This is a genomic window from Streptomyces sp. TRM68367 (genome assembly GCF_014495685.1).
Taxonomy (GTDB): domain Bacteria; phylum Actinomycetota; class Actinomycetes; order Streptomycetales; family Streptomycetaceae; genus Streptomyces.
In genome coordinates this window covers 107800-129179 of the sequence record NZ_JACTVI010000011.1, presented here as the reverse complement: position 1 = coordinate 129179, position 21380 = coordinate 107800, and the positions used below count along the sequence as shown (strand labels likewise).

At 71.7% G+C, this 21380-nt stretch carries 16 protein-coding genes and 1 pseudogene; 6 read left to right on the top strand and 11 right to left on the bottom strand.

What is annotated here, in order from left to right; all coding sequences use genetic code 11:
• Positions 1–496: 496 nt before the first annotated feature.
• Positions 497–637, bottom strand: a complete 141-nt coding sequence (locus H8R17_RS11080; RefSeq protein WP_187822968.1) for a hypothetical protein — start codon at positions 635–637, stop codon at positions 497–499.
• A gap of 148 nt (positions 638–785) precedes the next feature.
• Here H8R17_RS11080 and H8R17_RS11075 point away from each other — a divergent pair, with 148 nt between their 5' ends.
• From H8R17_RS11075 to H8R17_RS46590, 3 genes and pseudogenes are all read left to right on the top strand, one after another.
• Positions 786–2645, top strand: a complete 1860-nt coding sequence (locus H8R17_RS11075; protein ID WP_316959375.1) for a protein kinase domain-containing protein — start codon at positions 786–788, stop codon at positions 2643–2645.
• Positions 2618–3283 (top strand): substrate-binding domain-containing protein, encoded by a 666-nt coding sequence (locus H8R17_RS46595; RefSeq protein WP_316959374.1) that lies wholly within the window; start codon positions 2618–2620, stop codon positions 3281–3283. The genes H8R17_RS11075 and H8R17_RS46595 overlap by 28 nt, the downstream gene beginning before the upstream one ends.
• A gap of 26 nt (positions 3284–3309) precedes the next feature.
• Positions 3310–3720: pseudogene (locus H8R17_RS46590) on the top strand (hypothetical protein); the annotation flags it as partial.
• Positions 3721–3875: 155 nt separating this feature from the next.
• On the opposite strand, the gene H8R17_RS11060 reads toward H8R17_RS46590, so the two are convergent.
• The 5 genes from H8R17_RS11060 to H8R17_RS11040 all read right to left on the bottom strand — a co-directional run bounded on the left by H8R17_RS11060 (position 3876) and on the right by H8R17_RS11040 (position 10614).
• A complete protein-coding gene (locus H8R17_RS11060) occupies positions 3876–6344 on the bottom strand; it encodes a CBM35 domain-containing protein (RefSeq protein WP_187822965.1) in 2469 nt (822 codons plus the stop codon).
• 88 nt (positions 6345–6432) lie between these two features.
• Positions 6433–7257, bottom strand: coding sequence for a carbohydrate ABC transporter permease (locus tag H8R17_RS11055; RefSeq protein WP_187822990.1), 825 nt, complete (start codon positions 7255–7257; stop codon positions 6433–6435).
• A gap of 5 nt (positions 7258–7262) precedes the next feature.
• The gene (locus tag H8R17_RS11050; RefSeq protein WP_187822964.1) at positions 7263–8186 is read right to left on the bottom strand and encodes a carbohydrate ABC transporter permease; all 924 of its coding nucleotides are present in this window, start codon (positions 8184–8186) and stop codon (positions 7263–7265) included.
• Between the two features lie 2 nt (positions 8187–8188).
• Positions 8189–9520, bottom strand: coding sequence for an ABC transporter substrate-binding protein (locus tag H8R17_RS11045; RefSeq protein WP_187822963.1), 1332 nt, complete (start codon positions 9518–9520; stop codon positions 8189–8191).
• A gap of 56 nt (positions 9521–9576) precedes the next feature.
• The gene (locus H8R17_RS11040; protein WP_187822962.1) at positions 9577–10614 is read right to left on the bottom strand and encodes a LacI family DNA-binding transcriptional regulator; all 1038 of its coding nucleotides are present in this window, start codon (positions 10612–10614) and stop codon (positions 9577–9579) included.
• A 118-nt stretch (positions 10615–10732) separates the two neighbouring features.
• On the opposite strand from H8R17_RS11040, the gene H8R17_RS11035 reads away from it, so the two are divergent.
• The gene (locus tag H8R17_RS11035) at positions 10733–12904 is read left to right on the top strand and encodes a glycoside hydrolase family 36 protein (protein ID WP_262505185.1); all 2172 of its coding nucleotides are present in this window, start codon (positions 10733–10735) and stop codon (positions 12902–12904) included.
• Positions 12905–13079: 175 nt separating this feature from the next.
• Here the strand turns inward: H8R17_RS11035 and H8R17_RS11030 are convergent, their stop codons facing one another.
• Both H8R17_RS11030 and H8R17_RS11025 read right to left on the bottom strand, forming a co-directional pair.
• Positions 13080–15572, bottom strand: a complete 2493-nt coding sequence (locus H8R17_RS11030) for an MFS transporter (protein WP_262505184.1) — start codon at positions 15570–15572, stop codon at positions 13080–13082.
• A gap of 203 nt (positions 15573–15775) precedes the next feature.
• On the bottom strand, positions 15776–16258 hold the full coding sequence (locus H8R17_RS11025; protein ID WP_262505183.1) for a MarR family winged helix-turn-helix transcriptional regulator: 483 nt from the start codon (positions 16256–16258) through the stop codon (positions 15776–15778).
• Between the two features lie 95 nt (positions 16259–16353).
• On the opposite strand from H8R17_RS11025, the gene H8R17_RS11020 reads away from it, so the two are divergent.
• Both H8R17_RS11020 and H8R17_RS11015 read left to right on the top strand, forming a co-directional pair.
• Complete coding sequence (locus H8R17_RS11020; protein ID WP_187822960.1) at positions 16354–17145, top strand: PIG-L deacetylase family protein; 792 nt, start codon at positions 16354–16356, stop codon at positions 17143–17145.
• Between the two features lie 51 nt (positions 17146–17196).
• Positions 17197–17688: a pyridoxamine 5'-phosphate oxidase family protein gene (locus H8R17_RS11015; RefSeq protein WP_187822959.1), complete on the top strand. Its 492-nt coding sequence runs from the start codon at positions 17197–17199 to the stop codon at positions 17686–17688.
• 30 nt (positions 17689–17718) lie between these two features.
• Here H8R17_RS11015 and H8R17_RS11010 read toward each other — a convergent pair whose 3' ends face one another.
• The 3 genes from H8R17_RS11010 to H8R17_RS45650 form a co-directional block, all read right to left on the bottom strand.
• Complete coding sequence (locus tag H8R17_RS11010; RefSeq protein ID WP_187822958.1) at positions 17719–19935, bottom strand: VPS10 domain-containing protein; 2217 nt, start codon at positions 19933–19935, stop codon at positions 17719–17721.
• 84 nt (positions 19936–20019) lie between these two features.
• Complete coding sequence (locus H8R17_RS48625; protein ID WP_223124876.1) at positions 20020–21036, bottom strand: oligopeptide/dipeptide ABC transporter ATP-binding protein; 1017 nt, start codon at positions 21034–21036, stop codon at positions 20020–20022.
• Positions 20976–21329: a hypothetical protein gene (locus tag H8R17_RS45650; RefSeq protein WP_223124875.1), complete on the bottom strand. Its 354-nt coding sequence runs from the start codon at positions 21327–21329 to the stop codon at positions 20976–20978. The genes H8R17_RS48625 and H8R17_RS45650 overlap by 61 nt, the downstream gene beginning before the upstream one ends.
• Between the last annotated feature and the right edge of the window lie 51 nt (positions 21330–21380).

The following is a 21380-nucleotide window of genomic DNA, read 5'->3' as shown; positions in this document are numbered from 1 at the left end:
CCAGGGCGTAGAACACCCAGTAGCCGGGGCGCAGGGAGGCGTAGTCGCCGCTGCGGAGGAAGACGGCCTCGGGCACGGAGGCGCGGATCCCGGGCGAGGCGCTGGTATCGCGGGCGGCGGTGCCGGCAAAGAGGCACGGCAGCCACCAGCACCGCCGTACCACAGGCCCACCACCACGGCGACCCGATCACCACCCAGCGCGGCGGCAGCCGGCCGTGCAGCCAGGCGGGCGAGGGCGCCGGCGATCGCCGCGCCGCCGGGCAGGGCCAGCATCACGCCGATCAGCGCCGGGGACGTGCCCAACTCCCGGGCTCGGACGATCAGTACGAGCGTGAGCGCGCCCAGGACGAGACTGACCGCGCCGGTCAGGGCGACCAGGGCCCGCAGCACCCCCCTGGGGCCCCAGCGGTCGACCAGCGCCCCCGCCGGAGGTACAGCACGAGGAACGGCAGGGTCTGGGCGAAGCCCACCAGCCCGGCCTGGCACGGCGAGCCCGTCAGCGCGAGCACCAGCAGCGGGTAGGCGAGGTGATCCGCATGCCCTCGGTCGGGACGACCTGGCCGCTCCACAGCAGCATGAAGTCCCGGTTGCGCCACAGCGGCCGCCCGTCGTCCGGCGACGGGACGGGTGCGGTCATGACATGTTCATTTGCGTGCGCGCTCCCGTGAATTAGTGACGGAAACGCTGACCGTGCGCCCAAGGGTGAGTTAGCCTCGTGCTCCTTTCGTGGCGAACTGGTGTACGTGGAAAATCACTTCGGGGGATTCGTGTCAGAGCAACGGCCAGTGCCACCGGACGAGGCAGCCGTACTGCGGCAGGCGGGCGCCGCACCCCTGCGGCTCGGCGACCCGGCTCGCGTCGGTCCCTATGTCCCGCTGGCGCTGCTCGGCAGCGGCGGTATGGGCCGGGTCTACCTGGCGCGTCCCGCGCATGGCGGCACGGGGCTCGTCGCGGTGAAGGTGATCAGGCCGGAGTACGCGGAGGACATCAGGTTCCGGCGCCGGTTCGAGCGCGAGGCGGCGGTGCACGACCGGGTCCGCAGCCCGCACACGCCCAGGCTGTGCGGCACGGGCTTCCAGGACGAACTGCTGTGGATGGCCACCGAGTACCTGCCCGGCCTCGACCTGGCGGATGCGGTGCGCGAGGACGGCGCCCTGGGGGCTTCCGCGGTCTGGCGGCTGGTGGCCGATCTGGGGCAGGCGCTGGCCGACCTCGCCGCCGCGGGAATCGTGCACCGGGACCTGAAGCCGTCCAACGTCCTGCTCTCCGCCCGCGGCGCGCACCTCATCGACTTCGGCATCTCCAAGGCCGCCGACGCCAGCGCGATCACCGGTACGGGCAACCGCGTGGGAACGCCGGCCTACATGTCGCCGGAGCACCTGCGGACGGGCCACAGCGACACGGCGTCCGACGTGTTCTCGCTGGCCGGGACGCTGGTGTACGCGGCGTCGGGGCGTGCGCCGTTCGGCGACGGCACGGGTGTCGACGTCATGCACCGGGTGGCGTTCGAGGAACCGAATCCCGGGGTGATCGGCGGGGTGGCGGCGGCCGACGCGGACCTCGCCGCGCTGCTGTCCGCCTGCCTCGCCAAGGAGCCCGAGCAGCGGCCCACCCCGCAGGACCTGATCGAAGCGGCGGCGCAGGCGCAGCCCGCGAACCCCGGCTGGCCGGAGCCACTGGGCGGCAGGGCGCTGGCGCGGCAACGGGCGTACGAGGCGCTGTACGACCGTCCCGTGGAACGGATGCCTGGCGCCCGGACTCCTGGCGCCCGGACTCCCGGCGACGGGCCGCAGTCGGGACCGCCGAACCCCGCCGCGCAGCGGACGGCGCCTTCGATCCCCGCCGGACGGGATGCCGTACCGCCGGTATCGGCCGAGCGGACGGAGCAGCCTGCCCCGTCCGGTTCCGAACCACCGGCCGAGCAGGCGCATCCGGCAGCCACCCCTGCCCTGGGACAGTTACGCCTGATGGGCACTCGCCTCAGAGAACGGAAGAAGTCGGTGCTGGCCCTCGCCGGAGGCCTCGCCGTGTGCGCGGTCGCCGCGGGCATCCTCGTCCTCACCCGCCAGGACGCGCCCGCGACCGCCTCCACCCCCGGAGACCGGGCGACGGCCCCCGTGGCCAGCACATCCGGCGACCCCGCCGCCCCGTCGAAGCCCGGAGCGTCGTACGGCATGCCCGGCCCGGACGGCGGCGCCGCGGCGAGCCCTGGCGGCGCCGCTGCCGATGGCCGGCGCGACCCCGTCGAGGCGGGCGCCACTCCGCGTCCCGACGCGTCCGGCACCAACGACGGCGCCCGCCCCAACGATCCCTCCGCGCCGACTGCCGAGCCCAGCGCGCCCACCGACGCCACCCCGCCCTCCACCAACCCGCCACCGCCCGAGCCGGAGACCCCGCCCTGGATCTCCGACTGCACGTACTACTCCGGCATCGGACGCACGCGGCAAGGAGACAGCGGCAAACGCGTGCTGCAGGCGCAGTGCATGCTGACGAAGCGCGGGTACGGCGTCGGAGGCAACGGCGTGGACGGCGAGTTCGGACCCGGCACGGAGGCCGCGGTGCGCAGCTTCCAGAGCGACAAGGGTCTCGACGCCGACGGCATCGTGGGCCGCGCGACGTGGTCCGCGCTGCGCAGCACGGACTGACGCCACGGCAGCCCTGCACAACTGCCCACTGCACTCTCCCCGTTCACACCGTCTTCGTCTGCGCACAGGCAACTCACAGCCCCCTCTGGTCGTCCTCCGTGTGCAGGAGGTTTCCGGGAGGACCCGGAGCCGGACCGGAGGAGGAGAGGACAGCGGTGGGGGCAGCGCAGGGCCTGCAGGAGCCTGCGCGCGGTGTCGCGGTGTGGGGTGGGGGAGAGGCGCATGGGCACGTCCTCGGCGTCGGCTGTGGGGCCGGCCGTTCGGGGATCCGGAACCGTGGGCGCGCTCGACCGGCCGTCAGGACCGCACCCGGACCGTCAGGAACCTCACTTTGTACCGTCAGGACCTCATGGCCGTGCGACCACGACGCGATCGAGGTGATGCGGCGCCTGCGCACCCGCGGCCTGCGCGCGCCCGAGGACCTGGCGCTGATCGCCTACGACGACGAGATCGCCTCGCTGGCCGACGTGCCCCTGACCGCCGTCGCACCGCCCAAGCACGAACTGGGCGAGCGAGCCGCACGGATACTCCTGGACCGCCTCGACATCCCCGACCCCGCTGCGGGCCCCGTCCACCAGCTCTTCCTGCAACCCCGCCTGATCGTCAGGGCGTCCTGCGGTTTCCATGCTTCAACTTGACGCACTCCATTGACTCACGTCACTCAGTGCGAGCAACATGCACCAAAACGAAGCATGATGCACCACTGGGACGGAGGTCTTCACGCACCACCGCACACGCCGGCTGCGGGCCTTACGGTGGCCCGCCATCACAGCCTCGGCCGTCCTCGCCCTCACCGCCACGAACCTCACCTCGCCGAGCGCATCCCCGCACACCGCGTCCTCCGGCGCCACGGCGCAGGCGGCCGCGCGCACGATGGAGAACCTGGGCCGCGGGGTCGTGGCCGTCCGCAAGGAGCAGCACCGAGGTGCTCGTCTCCTGGCGCCTGCTGGGGCTCGACCCGGACGGCATCGGCTTCAACGTGTACCGCTCCACCGCCGGGGGCGCCTACGCCAAGCTCAACTCCCAGGTCCTGACCGGCGGCACCAACTTCGTCGACGCCACCGCCGACCTGACGCGCAGCAACAGCTATCGGGTACGGCCGGTCGTGACGACGACTGCGACGCCCGCGCGGTCCCAGCACAGCCCGGTCCGGTGGTACTTCGGCTCGTGGCCCCGGTCGCGCCCCACGCCGGAAGGGCCGGCCTCCCGGCGTGGAGCGGCAAGCGGTGCCTACTGCGCCACGCGGCCCAGTTCGATGCGGTCGATGTCCGGCGCCCAGGCTGTGGCGTTGCCGAACCTCACCTTGTTGGCGCCCTGCTCGAAGTCGACCGGGACGCCCACCGTCCAGTAGTCGTCCCAGCTCCACGTGTTCTTGAAGGTGACCTTCTGCGGAGCCCCGGACCCGACGGTGACGTCCGCCGTACGGGACATGATGTCCGTGTTGTAGGCGTGACCGTTGTCGCGCCGGTCGTTGTGCGCGTAGTGGACGACGAGCATGTAGCGGCCGGGCTTCGGCGCGTCCACCGTGAACTCGGCGGTGCTGGAGGGACTGTTGCCCAGCCAGCCGATGTACGAACCGGCCGAGGCGTGCGCCGAGTCGACGAGCTTGGCACCGCCGGCGAGACTCGCCTGGGCGCCCTCGTACGAGAGCACACCGGCCGTGGAGCCCTCACCCGAGACGTCGAGCGAGCGGACGGCGGCGTTCTGCGAGGTCATCGCGACGCGGTTGTTGCCCGCCACGAGGTAGAGCCGCAGGGGGCGGCCCGGCGCGGCCGTCACCGTCTCGCCGTGCAGGCTCAGCTGCACGGCCGCCGAGGACCGCGGCACCACCGTGAAGTAGCCGTCGCGCGGCGCGTAGACGTCGAACACCGCCTTGTCGCCCGAGCGCAGGACCAGGGCACCCGTGCCCACACCGGCCGACGAGGAGTAGTCGTACGCCGGCCTGCCGCTGATGTCCGCCAGCGTCGCCTCGTACGACGCGGAGGCCGCGCCCGCGCGGGCCGTCAGGTCGATGCGGTCGAGGGTCACCTCGGCGTCGCCCTTGGCCAGCGTCAGCACGTGCTTGCCCTGCGAAAGCCGTACCGTGACGTCCTTCTTGGCGCGGTAGGTCCAGTTCTCGGTGGACGGATAGGTGACGGTGGTCGCCTCCCCGCCGTCGACCGACAGTTTCTGCGTGGCCGGGCCGCCGGACTGGTTGCCGTACAGGATCGCCAGATCGTACGTGCCGTCCTTCGGGACCGTCACCGTGAAGCCGACCTTGCTGGTGGCCTGGTTGAGCGAGCCCACGTCCTTGGTGCCGGAGGCCGCGTAGCCGTTGGCGTTGCTGACCGTGCCCTGGGTGTAGACCTGCCCGGCGGTGATCGCCGCGTCCTCGGCCTCGTACGACGCCGACCAGGGGACGTCTGCGGCGGACGGGGTGCCGGAGCCGCCGGGAGTGAGGACGACCCGGTACGCGGACATCTTGTGCAGGCCGCGCAGCGGGACGGTCACCGTGCCGTCGTCGGCCACGTTCACCTTCGTACGGGCGAGCACGCGCGGCGCCGCGTGCTGACCCTCGTACCCGGACCAGGCGGCCTCGGCGACGGTCGCGGTGACCGTGCGGCCGAAGACGGACGGGGAGACGTTCCTGACCACGACGTCCGAGTCACCCGCCGAGCCGCCCAGCAGGACCTGCGCCTGGCGGCGGGAGGTGTCGAGGGAGGCGAGAGCCTGGAGGGTGTCGATGGTGTTGGGCTGCGGCGGGGTCACCTTCACGGTGTCGCCGGTCATCCCGGCGTACCAGCGGAAGAACCACCAGCCGCCGTTGGGGATGTTGGAGCGCACCACATGGCCGCTGAGGTTGCCCGCGGCATCCCAGTAGGCCATGTTGGCGTACACCTTGTTCCGCTCGAACATCGACACCCACTGCACGAGCTGCCCCGGTACGGACAGGTCACGGCGGTTGGCGTACTCGTCGATGTTGATCTTCAGCGGTGCGATGCCCGCCTCGCGCTCCAGGGAGCGGTAGTTGTCGTAGTGCGCCTGGAAGTCGCGCAGCGAACCGGAGCCCAGCTCGTGCCAGGTCATCACCTGCGGCAGGACGTTCTCCCGCTTGGCGAACGCCAGGAAGTCCTTCAGCAGGCGGGTGTGGTAGGCGGCTTCGTTGGGGCCCGCGATCCTCGCGTCCGGGTCGATCGCGCGGATCCGGTGGTACACCGTCTTCCAGTCCTTGAAGAACCGGTCGCGGTTCTTCTCGTACTCGGCCTGGTCGGAGACGCCGAGCTTGTACCAGATCTGGTCGGGCTCGTTGAACGGGATGTAGACGAAGCGGTCGCTGTTCGGGGCCGCCGACACCTCCTTGGCGATCCTGTCGACCTTGGGGAGGTAGTCGTCGATGCCGAGGTCCTCGTACGGCCACTTGGCGTAGATGTCCTGCATCATCACGTTGATCTCGCCGCTGCTGTTGCGGAAGAACGACTTCGAGACCGTGAGCGCGTCGCCGTTGGGGTGCTGGGCGCCGCCCTCCGGCTTCTGCGAGACGCTGGTGATCTTCAGCGGTTCCATCGCGGCGTCGCTGGGCACCCCGTCGTCGCTCAGCCCGTAGAGCGAACCGTTGGCGCCGAGCATCACCGGGCCTTCGGATGCGGCGAGGTCGACTGTGAGGCGCTGCGGGGCTGCGGCGGCTGCCGCGGAACCCGTCGCGGGGAGGGTGGCTGCCATGACAGATACTCCAAGGGCGGCTGCTAGCACCGCGGTTCGGGATCTCGTACGGGCTCTCACTCGGGTGATCACGCTGCTGGACCTCCAGTCACTTGACGGCTCCACTGGTGATTCCGGACACGATCTTTCGCTGGCCGACGAGGAACACGGCGACCATGGGCAGGCTCATCACCACGACGTACGCGAAGACGAGATGCCAGTTGTTGAGGTAGAGCTGGGCGCTGGCGACCTGGTAGAGGTTGAGCGGCAGGGTCGCCCGTTCTCCGCCGCCGAGGACGAAGAACGCGTAGAAGATGTCGCTCCAGGCGTAGAGCATCACCATGATCGTCGCGGTGGCGATCACCGGCCGGAGCAGCGGCAGGATGATCCGCCAGAAGATCCGCGCCGGCGTCGCCCCGTCCATCCGGGCCGCCTCCTCCAGCTCCGTGGGGATGGCGCGGATGAAGCCGGTCATGAAGAAGATCGACGTGGACAGGTACATGCCGGTGTAGACGGCGATCATCCCGGGCCGGGTGTTCGCCAGGCCCAGCTGCCGCAGCTCCATCACGATGGTGATGACGGCGGGCGGCAGCAGCAGCCCGCTGATGCACAGCGCGTACGCCGCCGACACCAGCTTCGACGTGCGGCGCGCGAAGACCCAGGCGGCGCCCGCGCCGAGGATCAGCACAAGGACCACCGAAGGCACCACGACCAGCAGGGAGTTGAGGAAGCCGCGCAGCATCTCGCCCTGGCTGACGGCGTCCGCGTAGTTGCCGCCGGACTGCCAGTGCCGCGGCAGTTCCAGGTTCGGCTTGATGGCCTCCGCCTGCGGCTTGGCCGAGGTGACGGCGACCAGCCACAGCGGGACGCCGACGGCCAGCCCGGCCAGCAGCACGACGAGGGCGGGGCGGCCGTACCGCCACGCAGGAGTCACCGAGGTCACAGCATCTGCTCCCTTCGCCGCAGCCCGATGACCAGCGGAATCGCGATGGCCACCACGACCAGGAAGAGCACCAGGCTCATCGCGGAGGCCTGCGCGTACAGGCCCTGTCCGAAGATCCGGAACATGTAGATGTTGAAGACCTCCGTGGAGGCCGCGGGCCCGCCGCCCGTCGTGGCCTGCACGATGTCGAAGGTGTTCATCGAACCGATCAGCGCCGTGGTGACGTTGAAGGTGACCGCCGGCGCGAGCATCGGCCAGCGCACCGACCAGAACGTCCGCCACGGCCCCGCGCCGTCCATCCGCGCGGCCTCCAGCATGTCGCCGGGGATGCCCTTCAGCCCCGCCAGATAGATCAGCATGGACAGGCCCATCCACTTCCAGCCGTGGATGAGCGTGACCACGACCAGCGTCCACGTCGTCGAGCCCAGCCACGGAACGTCCGTCCCGAGCAGGGAGTTGACGGCGCCGTCCTGGTCGAGCAGGGCCTGGAAGACGTACCCGGTCGCCAGCGCCGAGATGAGCACCGGCAGGAAGAACACCGCGCGGAAGAACCGGTTGAAGCGGCTGTCGTCCTCCAGCAGCAGCGCCAGCACCAGCCCGAAGCCGTTCTGGAACAGTGCCGCCAGCAGCGCGTACAGCAGCGTCGTACGGATCGCGCGCAGCAGCGAACCGTCCTCGGCGATCGTCTTGAAGTTGTCCAGGCCGGTGAAGGCGATGTCCGCGTGGTACGAGGACCAGTTGGTGAACGGGTAGTAGAAGTTCAGCAGGTTCGGCACCAGGAAGAAGCCCGCGAAGACGACGATCGCGGGGAGCGCGAACCACCACGGGTGGTGCACGGCGGCGCGCGGCAGTAGCCCCACGCCCTTTGGCGCGCCTTGCGCAGATGGCTGCTTGCGGGTACGTACGACAGTGTCCGCCATGGCTAGAACCCGGATGCGCCCTGGGCCTTGGCCACCTGCGCGAACTGGCCCTGGATCGCCTGCGCGACCTGCTGCGGGCTCTTCTTGCCGAAGATCATGTCGGCGAGGTAGAGATGCGTCTCCGGGGCGACGATCGCCTTCGCCTGGAAGACGCCGATCGCCGAGGGCAGCGCGGCCACCTGGTCCTTGGACGTCTGCGGCAGCCCGCCGGGCGTCGGCACGGACGGCTGCACGGACGGGATCTTCATCGCCTCGATGTAGTCGGCGTAGTCGGGGCCGAGCCAGAAGGCGAGGAACTGCCGGGCCGCTTTCTGCCGCTTCTCGTCACCCGTCTTGAAGGCGACGACGCCGTTGGTCTGGTCGGGGGAGTACAGGCCGGTGGCCGAGGAGTTGGCGACCGGGAACCAGCCGATCTTCTTGTCGATCTCGGCGGTGGAGTGCTTGGCCTGCAACTGGCTCTGGAAGGAGGTGACGTTGAGGACCATGCCGGCATCGCCGTTCCACAGCGCGTCGGCCTGCCCGGTGAAGGTGCCCGTCTTGTAGTTCTTCTGGGCGAGCCCGGCGTCGAGCAGCTTCTCCTTGTACTTCTTGATCGCGCCGACCACGACCGGGTCGGTCCACTTGTTCTTGTTCTGGTTCAGCCCGTCCCACCACTGCTTGTCGAGATCGGTGAGCTGGACCTGCATCTGCCACTGCAGCGGCCACTTGTCGCCGCCGGCCTCGTAGAAGCCCGCCGCGTCCGTCCTGTCGACGACCTTGCGGCCGAGCGCCAGCAGCTCGTCGTACGACTTCGGGAAGTCCTTCTCCGCGATCCCGGCCTGCCTGAAGACGTCCTTGTTGTAGTAGACGCCGAGCATGGCGGGGCTGGTCACGATCGCCGCGTACCGCTTGCCGTCGATCACACCGAGCGACTTCTCGGTGTCGCCGAGTTTGGACTCCCACGGCTCCCCGTCGAGGGTGAGCAGGTTCTGCTGTGGCTGGACGAACGGCAGCGTGGAGATGGACGGCTGCCAGAACATCAGGTCGGGGCGGTCACCGGAGGCCAGCTTGGTGGGCACGTTCTGCTCGTACAGGTCGGGGATCGCCTGCGTCTCCACCGTGGCTCCGGTGGCCTTCTTGAAGGCGTCGATGACCTGCTTGGGCGCGTTGACCGTGTTCTGCGCGGTCCACATCGTCAGCTTCACGCCGTCCAGCCGGGCCGTCGGATCGACCGCCGCCTTCTTCCCGCCCGAACCGGAGTCGCCGGAGTCCCCGGCGGTGGGATCGCTGCATGCGGTGACGGCCAGGGCGGAGACGCATATCAGGGCCAGCGCGGGGAGAGCTGTTCTCTTCATCAGGTACCTCAAGTGCCTTTCGCGGACGGGTGGTTCAGGACGGCGGTAGCGGGGTCTCAGGTGCGGGCGGGCGGCGGCCCGGAGCTCTCCCGCACCACCAGCTCCGGCACGGAGACGGGGTGCGGGGCGATCTGCGCGGACTCCTCCAGCACCCCGTGCAGCAGGGCGAACGCGGCCCGCCCCAGGCCGGTGAAGTCCAGGCGTACGGTCGTCAGCGACGGGGTCAGATAGGCGGAGTGCGGGGCGTCGTCGAACCCGGCCACGCTCACCTCGTCCGGCACCGCGCGCCCGGCCTCGTGTAGCGCGCGCAGCACGCCGAGCGCGAGGTCGTCGTTGCCGCACAGGATCGCGGTCACGGCCGGGTCCTCGGCGAGCTTGAGGCCCGCCGCGTGGCCGCCGGCCGGTCCCCAACTGCTCTGCACCGGGCGGGGCTGTGGGGCCCTGGTCTCCTTCAGTGCCTGCCGCCAGCCGCTGGTGCGGGCGCTGGTGCGGCGGGTGCTGGAGGGGATCGCGACGTAGTGCACGGTCTCGTGGCCGAGCGAGAGCAGGTGGCGGGTCGCCTGGTAGGCGGCCTCGCGGTCGTCGGTCCACACCCAGGGGCGGTCGCCGCCGGGCGGGCTCGCGGGGGTCTCGACGACACCGACGACCGGTAGTTCGTCGGGGACGGCGGCCAGGGCCCGGACGCCGGCCGGGTCGTATGCGATCACGATCAGCCCGCCGCCCGCGTCCGCCGCCCGCTGCACCTCGGCGGCCACCGCGGGCTCGTCCGCTGATTCCAGGACGCCGATCCCCACCGCGTACGACGCGGCGCGCGCGGCCTCCTCGATGCCCTGGAGGATCGAGGCGTAGCCGTAGTGGGTGGTGTTGGCGGTGAGTACGGTCACGGCCCGGCTGCGCCCGCTGGCCAGCGCGAGCGCGGTGGTGTTGCGGCGGAAGCCCAGCTCGTCGATGGCCGCGAGCACCCGCTCCCGGGTCGACGGCCGGACACTGGGATGGCCGTTGATCACCCGGGAGACGGTCTGGTACGAGACCCCGGCGGCGGTCGCCACGTCCCTGATGCTCGCCGGGCGCCTTGTGTGACCGGTCACATTCATGCGAGGATTGTGACCGGTCACACCAGGGTCGTCAAGAGACCGTGACGTAACGATGGATTCACGCGACGGACGCGGACCGCCCGTGCCCGGGCAGGGCGGGGCCAGGAGGGGAAGCACCTTGACCGGTACGGCGGATGCGGAGCGGAACGCCTCCAACCAGGCACAGGACACGATCAGTTGGCGTCACCCGGCGCTGGAGGCCGACTTCGCCACCGCCTCCGACGGGACGCTGCGGCTGGTACGGCTGGCCTGCCCCGGCGACTCCCGGTCCGCGGATGATCCTGGGCCCGCCGATCTCGGGCCCGCCGACGTGGCAGCGGCGCTCCCGCTCGTCGAGCTCACCGCCCTCGGCCAGGGCAGCGGCTGGTCCGGCCCGCGGTTCACGGGTACGGCGCTCGGCTCCCGGCTCCGCCACCGGGACCACCGCACCGGCAGACGCGCCGACCAGGAGTGGCTGACCGTCGAACTCCACGACCCGGCAACCGGCCTGACCGCGTTCGCCGAACTGTCCTCGCCCACCGGACTGCCCGTGCTGCGCTCCCGCGTCCGGCTGCGCAACGACGGCACCGAACCCCTGGTCGTCCAGTCCGTCAGCAGCCTGCTGCTCGGCGGCCTGCCCGCTTTGGACGTCCTCGACGTGCACCGGGCCCGCAACGACTGGCTCGCGGAGTGTCGCTGGTACACCGAGCCGCTGCGCGACACCGTCGCCGACATCAACGTTCGCGCCCACCAGCACGACAGCCGGGCCGCCCTCGCCCTCACCGGGCGCGGCAGCTGGCCCACCGACGGCCACCTGGCGATGGGGGCGCTGACGCGGCGGGACGGCGGCCGTGCCTGGGCGTGGCAGATCGAGTCCCCGGCGGGCTGGCGCTGGGACCTGAGCGAACGCGCGCACGGCACCTGTCTGGCGCTGAACGGCCCCACCGACGCCGAGCACCAGTGGCGCGTCCAGCTCGCGCCGGGCGAGGAGTTCACCACGGTGCCGGCAGCGCTGGCGCTGGGCTCCGACCTCGACGAAGCACTGGCCGCCCTCACCTCGTACCGCCGCACGATCCGCCGCCCGCACCCGGACCACACCGGCCTCCCCGTCGTCTTCAACGACTACATGAACACCCTGATGGGCGACCCGACCACGGCGAAGCTGCTCCCGCTGATCGACGCCGCCGCCGAGGCCGGCGCGGAGTACTTCTGCATCGACTCCGGCTGGTACGACGACGACACCCGGGGCTGGTGGGACAGCGTCGGCGAATGGCTCCCCTCGCCGCGCCGCTTCCCCGACGGCGGCATCCGGGTCGTCCTGGACCGCATCCGGGAGCGCGGCATGGTGCCCGGGCTGTGGCTGGAGCCGGAGGTCATCGGGGTGCGCAGCCCGATGGTGACGGAGCTGCCCCCGGAGGCGTTCTTCCAGCGCGACGGCGTCCGGCTGAGCGAGCAGGGCCGCCACCAGCTCGATCTGCGGCACCCGGCCGCCCGCGCGCACCTCGACAAGACCGTGGACCGGATCGTAGGCGAGTGGGGCGTGGGCTACCTCAAGCTCGACTACAACATCGTCGTCGACCCGGGCACCTGCGCACCCGGCGACCTCGCACCCGGCGCGGGCCTGCTCGGCCACGCCCAGGCCTACCTCGACTGGCTGTCCGGCGTCCTGGACCGCCACCCCGGACTGGTGATCGAGAACTGTGCCTCGGGCGGCATGCGCATGGACGGCGCCACCCTCGCCGTCACCCAGCTCCAGTCCACCAGCGACCAGCAGGACCCGCTGCGCTACCCGCCGATCGCCGCCGCCGCACCGACCGCCGTCCCACCCGAGCAGGGCGCCGTCTGGGCCTACCCGCAGCCCGAGTTCGACGACGACCTGATCGCCTTCACCCTCGGCGGCGCCCTGCTCGGCCGCATCCACCTCTCCGGCCACCTCAACCGCATGACCGAGCACCAACTCGCCCTCGTACGGCACGCCGTGAGCGTCTACAAGGCGATCCGCCCGGACCTCGCGCAGGCGGTGCCGTTCTGGCCGCTGGGCCTGCCCGCCTGGACGGACGACTGGCTGGCACTGGGCATGCGGGTGCCCGGCGACCGGACGGCGTACCTCTCGGTGTGGCGCCGCGGCGCAGAAACCGAACTCCACCTGCCCGTCGGCCACTTGGCAGGCCACACGGTGTGCGCGGAGATCCTGCACCCGTCGGAACCGGCCGCGGGCTCGGCCGTCTGGGACGGAACCGGACTGAGGGTGTCCCTGCCGCGCACGCCCGGTGTGCTGCTGGTCCGGCTCGCCGCGGACCCACTGGCGTAGCGGTGTTGCGGTGCTGTGTGACCGCCTCCGGTGCAGGCATCGCAGGCCCGGCAGCGTACGGCACCGACGCCGGCGTGTCCCTGCGGCGCGCGAAGCGGGTGAGGAGGCCGCCGCTCGTGGCACCGGCGTGTGCCCTCGGGCGTGGGCCGGCCGGTGGAGTCGGAGGAGTGCGCGCTCACAGGCGTTCCGCCAGGCGGTCGAGGAGAGGAAGGGCGTCGAGGAGCACCCGCCGCTCTTGCGGAGTGAACTCGTCGAGGGCGCGGGTGAGGCGGTGGACCGACTCCGACCGGCGCTTGTCCAGCACGGCCCGGCCTGCGTCGGTGATCGTCACGAGGGCTTGCCGGGCGTCCGCCGCCTCGGTCGTCCGGCTCACCAGCCCGCGCTGTTGGAGCCCGGCGAGCGTGCTGGCCATGACCTGCGGTCCGACGCGCTCCAGTTCGGCCAGCGCCCCCGGCGAGTCCGGCCCTCCGGAGAGGCGGGCCAGCACCGAGACGCCGGAGAGTGACACGTCCCCCACCGCATGGGCCTGGCGCAGCCGCCGGGTGATCCGCCCCACGGTCAGCCGGAGGGCGGCGGCGACGCCCTGCGGTCCCGTGGCGCCCGCCAGCGTCACCTCGCAGAAGGCCGGCTGGTCACCGATGGTGAGGCCGACGGCCCGGGGCTGGTGGCCCTCGGCCGACACCACCAGCAGGTAGGTGCCGGGTTGTGGCAGGGGCAGCGTGCCGGTGCCGTCCTCGCGCGTGCGGGCCCGGGCCGTCTGGTGACCGCGCTGGTCGACGAGGGTGAGTGCGGCACGGGCGAGGGGACGCTCCGAGGGGTCCGTCACCCGGCCGACGAGGGCGGGGGCGGTTCCGGAACTCGTGGCGGCGCCCGCCACGGGTGGCGGGACGGAGATGCCCGCGACGGGCGGTGGGACGGACACGCCGGCGGTCGTGGCGGGCGCCTCCTGGACGCGCCCGCGGATCAGGGACGCGGCCGCTGCCGCCAGGGACATCGCGATCGCCAGGGAGAAGACCACGACCAGGCCGTCGTGGAAGGGATGCGAGATCAGGTGCGGGAAGAACTCCTGTCCGGTCAGCTTGGCGGCGTTGGCCGCCGGGAGGTGGCCGAGGATGCTGTGGCCGAGCAGGTTCTGGACGGGGTTGTAGCCGAGGAAGGCGGCGAACAGCACGCCGACGGGCGGGAGTTCGGCGACGGCGTGTGCGGCCTGTGCCGGAACTCCCTGTCCGGTCAGCCCCGAGGTGAGCGTCTGCGGCAGGGAACCGGAGAGCCCGGCCACCATGAGGGAGAAGAAGACGCCCATGGACAGCACCATGCCGGCGTTCTGGAACGTGGCGCGCATGCCGGAGGCGGCGCCGCGGGCCCCGGCCGGCACGCTCGACATGATCATCGACGTGTTGGGGGCGGCGAACAGGCCCCCGCCGAGGCCGTTGAGGAAGATCAGCAGCGCGAAGATCCGGTAGCCGAAGTCGGTGGGCAGGGCGAGCAGTCCGGCGAAGGAGGCGGCCATCACCACGAATCCGGCGGCGGCGAACAACCGCGCGCCGTACCTGTCCGACAGGTACCCCGAGACCGGTCCGGCGACCAGGAAGCCGACGGTCAGCGGAAGCATGTAGATCCCGGCCCACAGCGGGGTGTCGGCGTAGTCGTAGCCGTGTAGCGGCAGCCAGATGCCCTGCAGCCAGATGATGAGCATGAACTGCAGCCCGCCGCGCGCGATCGCGCCCAGCAGAGCGGCCGCGTTGCCGCCCGCGAAGGCGGTGTTCCGGAACAGGCGCAGCGGGAACATCGGTTCGGCGACCCTCGCCTCGATCGCGCAGAAGACGGCGAGTACGACCACCCCGCCGATCAGCCCGGCCAGCACCCAGGGGTTGGTCCAGCCCATGGTGTGGCCGCCGTACGGCTGGATGCCGTAGGTGATGCCGGCGAGCAGCGCGGTCAGCCCTACGGCGAAGGTGAGGTTGCCCCACCAGTCCATCCGCCCCGGTGTGCGTACGCCGGTCTCGTGCAGCGACTTGTACGCCCACACCGTCCCGATCAGGCCGATCGGCACGTTGACCCAGAAGACCGAGCGCCAGTTCCACGTCACCAGGGCCCCGCCCAGCACCAGGCCGAGGAACGACCCGGCGATGCCCGCGACCATGTTGACGCCGAGGGCCATGCCGCGCTGCCGGGCCGGGAAGGCGTCGGTGAGGATGGCCGCGGAGTTGGCCATCAGCATGGCGCCGCCGACGGCCTGCACGATCCGCCAGCCGATCAGCCACAGGGCCCCGCCCCCTCCGTGGAAGGGGTCGAGGGAGAGGATCACCGAGGTCAGGGTGAAGATCAGGAATCCGGCGTTGTAGATGCGGACCCGGCCCCACATGTCGCCGAGCCGGCCGAGGGCGACCACCAGGACGGCCGTGACGAGCATGTAGCCCATCAGCATCCACAGCAGGTAGCTGACGTTGGACGGCTGGAGCGGGTCGAGCCGGATACCGGTGAAGATCCCCGGCAGGGAGATCAGCACGATCGAGCTGTTGATGGTCGCGAGCAGGATGCCGAGCGTGGTGTTGGTCAGTGCCACCCACTTGTACCGGGGGTGGCCGACGCCGATCCAGGCGTTGCGTCCGCGGCGGCGGGCGGCGGGTGCGTCGGCTGTGTGGTGGGGCGTTTCCTCGGTGGCCATGGGCTGCTCTCTCTGCTGCATTGCGCCGGAGCCTGCGGGGGCTCCGGCGGAGTCGGACCCGCGGCGGACGGCGAGCGGGCACTCCGGGGCGAGGGTGGGAAGGAGGCAGGAAAGGCGTCGGACGGTGGTGGACGTCCAGCCGGTCCCGGCGCAGGGCAGTGAGACCCGACGGCTTGGGGTGCGCGAGCGACCGTCCTCAGGGGTCAGGCCGGGTCGCGCTCGACGAGGTCGCCGGGGCGGGCCGGCTCGTCGACCATCCGGCGCACGAGCGGCAGGGCTGTCTGTACGGCCGACCCCAGCGCTCGCCGCTCGTCCTCGGAGAGGGTGTCCAGCAGGCGGACCAGCCTCGCGTCCCTCGCCCGCCTGCGCTCGGCCAGCACCTCGCGCCCGGCGTCCGTGACGGCGACCAGAGTGACCCGCCCGTCGCCGGGATCGCTGACCCGTGTCGCCAGGCCCTGGTTCTCCAGACGCTGCACGAGCTGGGTCATCGACGGCTGGGCGACGCCTTCCGCCGCCGCCAGCACCGTCAGCCGAACCGGGCCGTCCCGCTCCAGCCGGCCCAGCGTCGAGGCGGCCGTGAAACTCATGCCCCGGCGATCCGCCAGGCTCCGGACCACGGTCCCCGCGACTTCGGCCAGCGCCCGAGCGATCTCTTCCGGCTCCATGTGCTCCACGCCCTCATTCATATCACGTGCCTATATAGTGTCCCTATTAAAATAGGGTAAGGAACGGCGTTCCGGACGCTGTGCGGTCATACGTCAGGTCCGTCATGATTTGGCGCATGACGACACTTGACGACGCGGGCGGGTCCGGTGCCGCCGCCGCACTGCCGCTGTTGCCGGAGGACTGGGAGCGGTGTCTGGCCGTGGCGGCGCACCCGGACGACATCGAGTACGGGACGGCGTCCGCCGTGGCGCGGTGGACGGCGCAGGGCAAGCGGGTGACGTATCTGCTGGCCACTCGCGGGGAGGCCGGCATCGACGGGCTGCACCCGGACGAGGCGGCGCCGCTGCGGGAGGCCGAGGAGCGGGCCGGGGCGCGGGAAGTCGGCGTGGACACGGTGGAGTTCCTCGACCATCGCGACGGGCTCGTCGAGTACGGCCCCGCGCTGCGCCGGGACATCGTGCGGGCGATCCGCCGCCACCGGCCCGAGGTCGTGGTGTCCGGGGCGTTCACCGTGCGGATGGTCGCCGGGGTCACCAACCAGGCCGACCACCGGGTGGTGGGACTGGCGGCCCTGGACGCGGCACGCGACGCCGGAAACCGGTGGATCTTCCCGGAGCTGGCCGACGAGGGCCTGGAACCCTGGGGCGGCGTCCGGTTCGTGTGCCTCGCGGGAGCCGAGAAACCCACCCACGGTGTGGAGGTCACCGGCGAACCGCTGGAGCGGGGCATCGCCTCACTGGCCGCCCACGCCGAGTACACCAAGGGCCTCGGAGCGCAGGGCTTCGAGCCCCGGCCCTTGCTAACCTGGGCGGCCAGGATGGGCGGCCCCGCACTCGGCGTCGAGGCAGCCGTCCTCTACGACGTGCACCAACTCGCCTTCGAGGGGCCGCCGCCCCGGGAGCAGTAACGCCGCCGAAGCCCTGAAGTGGGGCCCCACCCGACAGGACATGGGGGACGCATGACCGAGGACGGCCGTACGGCGGCACGCGCGATCATCGACGGCAGTCGGTACATGGTGCTGGCCACGGTCGGTGCGGACGGCGTCCCGTGGGCCTCGCCCCTGTTCTACTCCACCGAGGACGGACGGGACTTCTACTGGATCTCGTCCCCCGAGGTCACGCACTCCCGCAACATCGCCCACGAGCCCCGGGTCGCAATCGTCATCCACGACTCCCGGGCCCCCGTCGGCACGGCGGGCCCCCTCGCCCTGTACCTGAGCGCCACGGCGCAGGAGGTGCACGGCGAGGAGGCCCTCGAAGGACTGCGGATCATCCCGGGCCCGCCCGGGCGCGGCGGCCGCACCATCGACACCGAAGAGGTGCGGCCGCCGGCGCCGTGGCGGGTGTACCGGGCCCGGGTCAGCGAGTACTCCATGATCTGCCCGCGCGAGGAAGGGCGCTGCGCCGAGCACTGGCTGGACTACGAGCACCGGCGGACGGTGCGGATCTGAGCGCCCCGCTCCGTCCGCGCGCTCAGCGGCTCACGCTGTCGTCAGTTCGTAGAAGCCCCTGCCGAACGTCGCCGCCACCAGACGGCGGTGCACCGCGTCGTACTCGATGTCGTCCACCGGCACCTGCGGCATGCCACGGCCCAGGCGCAGCCAGTGCCCGCCGCCCGTGACGGACGTGAACACGCCCTGGTCGGTGGCGATATGGAGAAGGCCGCCGCGGGCCACGACCAGGTCGTTGACGGGCGCCGCAGGGAGGTCGCCCGACAGGTCGCGCCAGTGCCGGCCGCCGTCGGTGCTGCCGTACACGTGGGGGAGTGGGTCGCCGGAGCGGTAGCCGGAGTGGGTGGTCCACACCCGGGCTGGGTTCTTCGGGTCGACGACCACACGGGTGACCCAGGGGCGCCCCTCGGCCAGTTTCGTCCAGGTGGCGCCGCGGTCCCTGGTGACCCAGACGCGGCCGTCGTCCGTGCCCACGTACACCGTGCGGCCGTCGGCCGCGGGGGCGATCGAGGTGATGGTGCCGTAGTTGGGGTAGAGGGGGTCGGTGCCGGGGCCGCCGGAAAGGTCGGGGCTGATGGGCCGCCAGGTCCTGCCGCCGTCCGTGGAGCGGTTGAGGACCTCGGAGCCGTAGTAGAGAACCTTCGGGTCACGCGGGTCGAAGGTCATCGGCGTGAACCAGTTGCGGCGCTGGAACGCCGTCCGGTCGGCGAAGTACGTGAGGGTGTCGCCGCCGTCGGTGGAGCGGAAGCAGTTGCCGTACTGGTAGCAGGCGAAGACGTTGTTCACGTCGGCCGGGTTGATTAGGTTCTCCTCGCCGTCCCCGCCGAGGTACTCGTTGAACTTCTCCCCGCCCCAGGAGCGCAGCGAGCCGTTGTCCTGCGCGCCGCCCGAGATCCGGGTGACGTCCTGCGGGGTGATCGCCGCGCTGTAGAGCTGGGTGTAGGGCTGGTGGCGGGACTTGACCCAGCCGCCGTCGCCGCGCGCGTCGGAGCGGTAGACACCGCCGTCGTTGCCGAGATACACGCGGCCGGGACGGCGCGGGTCCCACACCATGGCGTGGTGGTCGACGTGCATGCTCGTGTCGTCGGCGCTCCAGGTGGCGCCGCCGTCCTTCGTGGTCAGCAGAGCGACCCCCGCCACGTGCACGTGCTCGGTGTCCCGGGGGTCGATCCACACCTTGCCGAACCACCAGCCGAAGCTGGACTGCGAGTTGGTGAGGTCGTCGTTGGCGGGTGTGCGGGCCCAGGCGTCGCCGCCGTCCGAGGAGGCGTAGAAACCCTCGAAGGAGCCGCCCGCCTTGTTGACGATCGCGTAGAGCCTGTCGCCCGCGACGCCCAAGCCGATGCGTCCCACGTCGGGGCCCGCGGCGGGCAGTCCACCGCCCAGCCGCTGCCAGGTCTCGCCGCCGTCCGTGCTGCGGAAGACGCCGGAGCCGACACCGCCGTACGTACGTACATCGGGGCGGCGGCGCTTGTCCCACAGCACGGCGTACAGGCGGTCGCCGTCCACCACGATCTCGGTGGCGCCGGTGAACTCGTTGGCACCGGCGAGGATCCGCTCCCACGTCGCGCCGCCGTCCTCCGAGCGGTACACGCCGCGGTCGCCGCCGCCGTTGTAGAGCGAGCCGGCCGCGGCAGCATAGATGCGGCGCGGGTTCGCGGGGTCGACGGTGATGGCGCTGATCGCCCCGGAGTCGCGCAGGCCGAGCGGCGTCCAGCTGCGGCCGCCGTCCCGGCTCCGGTACAGGCCCGTGCCCTCGTAAGTGACGCTGCCGCCGCCCGGGTTGGGCTCGCCGGTGCCCACGTACAGGGTGCCGTCCGGCGCTGCCGTGACCGCGCCCATGGCCTGCGTCCAGCTGTCGGGCCACACCGAGTGGAACGTCGCCCCGGCGTCCGTGCTGCGCCACAGACCGCCGCTCGCGGCCGCCGCGTACAGGGTGTCGGCGCGCTGCGGGTCGAGGGCGACGGAGACGACCCGGCCGCCGATGTTCGTGGGGCCGACGTTCTTCCAGCGCCCGCCGACGACGGGCAGCTTCCGGGCCTGGGCCGCGGCCAGCTCGTGCGCGTGGCGGGGGATCGACTCGCCCGGCACGGCCTTCTGGGCGTAGCGGTACTCCGCGGGCGCGGACGGCCCACGCACTGGCCGGTACACATCGGAGGGGCCGGGCGGCGCCGCGCTCGCGGGTGGGGTGAGTAGCGAGGCGCCGGTGACCGCGGTGAGCACCAGCGCAAGCAGACCTCTGCCCATGAAGACCCTTCCGTCACTATAGCCACTTCGAGCGCGAACGACGTTACGAGAAGGGCGAGTTGAGCAGAAGAGCGCATCCGGCGCTCAGCCCGCGACCGTGGGCGCCTCCTCCAGCGGGAAGTGGCAGGCCGCGCTGTGCGGCGGGGCTCCGGGCGCAGGCGCGGGTGCGGGTACGGCTTCGGCGCAGATGTCCTGTGCGCGCCGGCACCGGGTACGGAACCGGCACCCGGACGGCGGGTTCGCCGGCGAGGGGATCTCGCCGGTGAGCAGGATGCGCTGCCGCCCGCGCCCGCCGCCGGCCAGCGGCGAGGGCGCCGCCGACAGCAGCGCCGCCGTATAGGGGTGGCGTGGCCGGTCGAAGACCTCCTCGACCGGACCGGACTCGACGATCCGGCCGAGATACATCACGGCGACGCGGTCGGCGAGATGGCGCACCACGGACAGGTCGTGCGAGATGAAGACGTACGACAGCCCCAGCTCGTCCCGCAGATCGCACAGCAGGTTGAGCACCTGCGCCTGCACCGACAGGTCCAGCGCGGAGACCGGCTCGTCGCACACACTGCTGCGCCCCTTCCCGGCGGGCAGCAGCGCCGCCGGGGCGCGCGTCGGGCGCGCGCAGATGCGTTGCCGCCGCCGATGGGGCGGCTTGGTGGCGTCCATCCGCAGGTACGACACCTCGTTGGTGGCGAACTCCACGGCACGGTCGCCCGCCCCGTCCTCGGGCGCGAGGCCGATCGCGACATCCGCCTCGTCGTTGGTCACCATGGCCGCGCGCACGCTGCCCTCTGCCCGCCACACATACGTGGCCGCGGCGAACTCCGGTGCCCTGCCCCAGTACCCGGAGAAGCGCTTCAGGCGCAGGAAGCGGCCCTCGCTCCACTCGTCGATCCGGTACGGCCCCGTGCCGACCGGTTCGCGCACCCGGGAGTTCGGCGCCGTGCTCGTCGGAACAACCTCGACGAAGGACAGGCGCAGCGGCAGGATCGGGTCCGGCTTCGCGGTGGTGACCTTGAGCGTGGTGTCGTCGAGCGGTACGGCGGTCAGCTCGCTGTCCGCCAAGATGTAGCCGTCGACGTTGCAGTCGGGAGCGTGAAGGTCCATGAAGTGGCCGACGTACGGCTCCACTTGGTGGCCAGCGCCGGCTGAAGCCGCCCGGTGGACGCCTCGCGCTCGGTGAGTGCCTCCGTGATGTTGGCCCGCGTCACCCGGCCCGTCGCGGTGAGCGAGGCGTCGCAGGGTTCGAGGGTCGGGGGCTCCTCGGGAAGGATGATGCGCAGGGTGTCCGGGCCGCCGCCGATGGGGTCGGCACCGGCCACCGAGCATCCGCAGACGGTGAGCAGAACGGCCAGGGACGTGACGATCGGAGGGGTGCGGGTTAAGCCTGGACCGGCCACGGTGCCTCCGTCTGTCCATAACAGCAAACGTGGTTTAGATATATGGACACC

Excerpts from the sequence above, each read along its gene's own strand:
- H8R17_RS11080 (WP_187822968.1), bottom strand. The coding sequence starts at position 637 with ATGACCGCACCCGTCCCGTCGCCGGACGACGGGCGGCCGCTGTGGCGC.
- H8R17_RS11060 (WP_187822965.1), bottom strand. The coding sequence starts at position 6,344 with ATGGCAGCCACCCTCCCCGCGACGGGTTCCGCGGCAGCCGCCGCAGCC.
- H8R17_RS11050 (WP_187822964.1), bottom strand. The coding sequence starts at position 8,186 with ATGGCGGACACTGTCGTACGTACCCGCAAGCAGCCATCTGCGCAAGGC.
- H8R17_RS11045 (WP_187822963.1), bottom strand. The coding sequence starts at position 9,520 with ATGAAGAGAACAGCTCTCCCCGCGCTGGCCCTGATATGCGTCTCCGCC.
- H8R17_RS11040 (WP_187822962.1), bottom strand. The coding sequence starts at position 10,614 with ATGAATGTGACCGGTCACACAAGGCGCCCGGCGAGCATCAGGGACGTG.
- H8R17_RS11030 (WP_262505184.1), bottom strand. The coding sequence starts at position 15,572 with ATGGCCACCGAGGAAACGCCCCACCACACAGCCGACGCACCCGCCGCC.
- H8R17_RS11025 (WP_262505183.1), bottom strand. The coding sequence starts at position 16,258 with ATGAATGAGGGCGTGGAGCACATGGAGCCGGAAGAGATCGCTCGGGCG.
- H8R17_RS11020 (WP_187822960.1), top strand. The coding sequence starts at position 16,354 with ATGACGACACTTGACGACGCGGGCGGGTCCGGTGCCGCCGCCGCACTG.
- H8R17_RS11015 (WP_187822959.1), top strand. The coding sequence starts at position 17,197 with ATGACCGAGGACGGCCGTACGGCGGCACGCGCGATCATCGACGGCAGT.
- H8R17_RS11010 (WP_187822958.1), bottom strand. The coding sequence starts at position 19,935 with ATGGGCAGAGGTCTGCTTGCGCTGGTGCTCACCGCGGTCACCGGCGCC.
- H8R17_RS48625 (WP_223124876.1), bottom strand. The coding sequence starts at position 21,036 with ATGGACCTTCACGCTCCCGACTGCAACGTCGACGGCTACATCTTGGCG.